This is a genomic window from Paraburkholderia sp. BR10923 (assembly GCF_040948765.1).
In the GTDB taxonomy this organism is placed as follows: domain Bacteria; phylum Pseudomonadota; class Gammaproteobacteria; order Burkholderiales; family Burkholderiaceae; genus Paraburkholderia; species Paraburkholderia youngii.
Genome location: NZ_JBFPKO010000097.1, coordinates 1 through 3313, shown reverse-complemented (window position 1 = coordinate 3313; position 3313 = coordinate 1). Strand labels below are relative to the sequence as shown.

Genomic DNA, 3313 nt, shown 5'->3' with positions numbered 1-3313 from the left:
TGTTCATCAGGGTCAGGTACGGAGCGGCGAAGTACCACTCTTCATCCGATACATCCGTTGGGTAAGGCCTGCGATTTTTCATTCCGCCAGGATACCAGGTCCGACATAAAGTGCCTAACACCCTCTAATGTACCACGTGTCGAATGTCGGTGACGCGCGAACGTTGGTCACGCATCCCGTTTCGACAACGCACACAACGGTTCCCAAGGAAAAGCGCGAGGCCGCTGGTATTTTCGACGGATCGATTCGGCTTTGCGTTGGGATTGAGAACATTGATGATATCGTCGCCGATCTTCAACGCGGACTTGACGCTGTCTGACGTCGATCTTTCTTGGAGGGAATTTGATCATGGAAATTTATGACGCTTGGCAATTGCGCGGCAAACGTTTCACCACTTCGCGATTCTCGCGCGACATTATGCGAGAGTTGTCCGAATTGAGGCCCGATAATTTGACCGGCGCACTTTACATTGTGAAGGACTATCTTGTCATTCTTGCGTGTGCTTATGCAACGATACGAATCTCGTGGTGGCTCTACCCGCTTGCAGTACTCGTAATCGGTGCGCAACAACGCGGACTGACAACTATCGCGCATGATGCCGCGTACCGGACGCTGGCCAGGAGCACCGGATGGAACTACGTGCTCGGCATCGTCTTCGCTGCATATCCTGTTTTTCAGCGGCACTGGGCTTATCGCTACTCGCATGTTCATCTGCACCATCCATATCTCGGCGACCCTGAAAGGGATCCTAACCTGAAGTTCTTTATATCATCGGGCGTGTATGATGTGCGCCCGCCACGTGAATACGCGTTTGCCATTGTCTGGAAAGCGATGTTTGGCGGAGCGACGGTACGCTATCTCAAGTATCTATGGAGTGAGCGGTTTCTTATTTCTCGTGAGGGGAAAAAAGAGATCGACAGGCGGGGTGCTGCCATCGACACCTATGGATTTGCGGTATTCTGGCTGATTGTCATTTTCGGCTTTGCCCTGACGCAATCGCTGGATTTGCTTGTGCTGTTCTGGCTTGTTCCATATCTAACCACGTTCCAAGCCTTGGGCTGGTTCATTGAACTCGCTGGGCATTCGCCAATGTGTGAGACCGAAACCGAAGATGTGTACTTGACGCGTAACCGCAAAGGCAATTTGATCGAGCGACTGCTGGTCGGCGCGAACCTTGATGAATATCATCTGGAACATCATCTTTCGCCAGGCGTGCCTTTCTGGCACCTGAAGCGGGCACAGAAGATCAGGTTGCGCGATCCGCGATATGCTGAGGTTGCAGATTCATGGGGAGGGCTCTTCGCTAGTGGACCAAAAGGGCAGCCAAGTGTCATCAACCAGCTGCTCGACCGGAACCGGCGGCTGTACGAGGCCCAGCGCGGACGGTTAGCCGAGGAGGGCGTGGTCAATGAGTGATACACGTCGCCATCTGGGCTGCGCCGTCGTCGGGGTCACAGCCAATCGTCATCTTCACGACGGCGTTCACCGCGACTGGTTGCGGCGGCGCTATATCGAGGCGCTGACTAAACACGCGTCGCTCGAGTGCGTCATCTTACCGACGATCGACCGTGATCTGCCTTGCGACGCGATTTTCCAAAGATTACGCGACGTGATGCGCCGTCTTGACGGCCTTGTTCTAACTGGCGACGAATCAGACTCGATCCCGGGATCTTTGACAGGAACGGTGGCGCTTGGGCGCTTGCTGAAGACGACATTGTCGCCTGCAGGACGGATCGGCCACGAGACAGGCTGTCGATGGTTGCGTTGATGGTGGCGGAAGAACTGGATATGCCAGTATTGGGAATTTGCCGCGGTTTGCAGGAGATGAACGTTTACCGTGGCGGCACATTGCACGAAGATCTATCGTTGACGCACAAGGGGATCTCGCATCGCGAAAACCCAGAGATTCCTCGCGACGAACAGTACCGTCCTGTGCATACGGTTAAGGTCGCTTCCGGCGGCTTGCTGTCGTCCGTTATCCAGGGCGACGAGCTATGCGTCAATTCGTTGCATAGGCAAGGCATCGCGGAGCTTGGAGAAGGAATCCGAGTGGAGGCAGTAGCGGGGGACGGTGTCGTAGAAGCGCTGTCATATAGGAATTCACGCACCTTTCAACTGGCGCTGCAGTGGCATCCAGAATGGCATGCTTCCAGCGATGTAATCAGCCAGAAGATTCTGGGCGCCTTCGGGAGAGCTTGTGAGGCATATAACGCAGCGGTCCACTGAGATGCGGAGATTAGCCGGATTTTGTGTCGATAGTTGTTCCTTTCGGGAGTGATTTGCAAATAGAGGCGGGGCTTCATGGATTTTCATCTATTTGGTTTGTTTCTTGTTACCTTTACTGCCGCCGTGGCTTTGCCTGGTCCGAACGTCGCTTTTGCCGTTGCTCAAACATTGAAGCACGGGCTCAAAATCGCAATTCCTGACGCGATCGGATTAGGTACTGGTGCGGCCGTTCACGCAGCAGTCGTATTGTCGGGTGTTGGGATTTTTATACGGGATAACCAATGGGTGTTACTTTATGTCCGATGGATAGGGGCGATATATCTTGGATATCTTTCCATTATTGCTTTTTGTGGGAAGCGGGAGTCAAGAACAGAAGATGCGGTGCGCTGGAACTCCAGACAGGTGTTTGTCGATTCCCTCATCGTCTCTCTAGCGAACCCTAAGGGGTGGTTGGCCACATTAGTTACGTATCCCAGTTTCATCAGCCCATCCGGTTCCTACCTTGGGCAGGCGGTTCCGATGGGAGCTGCGGCAACGGCGATCTCCGTCGCGGTCTATTGCGGATATATGGTTCTTGCAGATCGCGCAAGCGTGGTATTGAGCAACAGATCCATGCTTGAGAAGATTACGGGCGCACTTTACGCATGCGTCGCAGTCAGCTTGGTCTTCTTAAACAGGTGAAGACCTAACCATGCTCGCAGTCGGTCAGACGTGGTGTTGTTGGTATGCCGTGCAGTCTTGCGGGTATCGCGTAGTTTCGAAACGGAGGTTGTGCTTCCATGCCGATCAAGGTTCCAAAAGGTTTGCCGGCTGTAATTGCTTTACAAAAAGAAGGCATCAAGGTAATGGAGCACGAAGCTATTTAGTCCAGCCTGAACAAACCGTAGAGCCGTAAGCGTTGGGGGTTTCCGGTGGAAATCGTGTTGTTGGAATTGCAGAGACCTGGCATATTGCTGGGTATAGCCTGCAAATTCTGACGAGGTTTAGATGGGTCCGAAGGCGCCTGTAACGGAGAAGGATTTGTTCCGGCATCCACTGCGCGAACAGATCAATCTCAAGCATCCACTGGTACGGCTGGCCGAGCTGA

The 3313-nt window shown here is 53.5% G+C and carries 5 protein-coding genes and 1 pseudogene; 5 read left to right on the top strand and 1 reads right to left on the bottom strand.

Going from position 1 to position 3313, the window contains the following annotated elements; translation table 11 throughout:
• Positions 1-82: pseudogene (locus AB3X94_RS41410) on the bottom strand (IS5/IS1182 family transposase); the annotation flags it as partial.
• Positions 83-127: 45 nt separating this feature from the next.
• Between AB3X94_RS41410 and AB3X94_RS41405 the strand changes: the two are divergent.
• The 5 genes from AB3X94_RS41405 (at position 128) to AB3X94_RS41385 (ending at position 2907) form a co-directional block, all read left to right on the top strand.
• Positions 128-319, top strand: coding sequence for a PLP-dependent transferase (locus AB3X94_RS41405; RefSeq protein WP_368594365.1), 192 nt, complete (start codon positions 128-130; stop codon positions 317-319).
• Positions 320-348: 29 nt separating this feature from the next.
• Positions 349-1416 (top strand): fatty acid desaturase, encoded by a 1068-nt coding sequence (locus AB3X94_RS41400; protein WP_368594364.1) that lies wholly within the window; start codon positions 349-351, stop codon positions 1414-1416.
• Entirely contained in the window at positions 1409-1768 is a 360-nt protein-coding gene (locus tag AB3X94_RS41395; protein ID WP_368614435.1) for a hypothetical protein, read from the top strand. The genes AB3X94_RS41400 and AB3X94_RS41395 overlap by 8 nt, the downstream gene beginning before the upstream one ends.
• Positions 1756-2226 carry a gamma-glutamyl-gamma-aminobutyrate hydrolase family protein gene (locus AB3X94_RS41390; protein WP_368594362.1) on the top strand — a complete coding sequence of 157 codons (471 nt, stop codon included), beginning with the start codon at positions 1756-1758 and terminating at the stop codon, positions 2224-2226. Before AB3X94_RS41395 ends, AB3X94_RS41390 begins: the two co-directional genes overlap by 13 nt.
• Positions 2227-2301: 75 nt before the next feature.
• Positions 2302-2907 carry a LysE family translocator gene (locus AB3X94_RS41385; protein WP_368614434.1) on the top strand — a complete coding sequence of 202 codons (606 nt, stop codon included), beginning with the start codon at positions 2302-2304 and terminating at the stop codon, positions 2905-2907.
• Positions 2908-3313 lie beyond the last annotated feature (406 nt).

Coding starts and splice junctions, on each gene's coding strand:
- AB3X94_RS41405 (WP_368594365.1), top strand. CDS start 128: ATGTACCACGTGTCGAATGTCGGTGACGCGCGAACGTTGGTCACGCAT.
- AB3X94_RS41400 (WP_368594364.1), top strand. CDS start 349: ATGGAAATTTATGACGCTTGGCAATTGCGCGGCAAACGTTTCACCACT.
- AB3X94_RS41395 (WP_368614435.1), top strand. CDS start 1,409: ATGAGTGATACACGTCGCCATCTGGGCTGCGCCGTCGTCGGGGTCACA.
- AB3X94_RS41390 (WP_368594362.1), top strand. CDS start 1,756: ATGGTTGCGTTGATGGTGGCGGAAGAACTGGATATGCCAGTATTGGGA.
- AB3X94_RS41385 (WP_368614434.1), top strand. CDS start 2,302: ATGGATTTTCATCTATTTGGTTTGTTTCTTGTTACCTTTACTGCCGCC.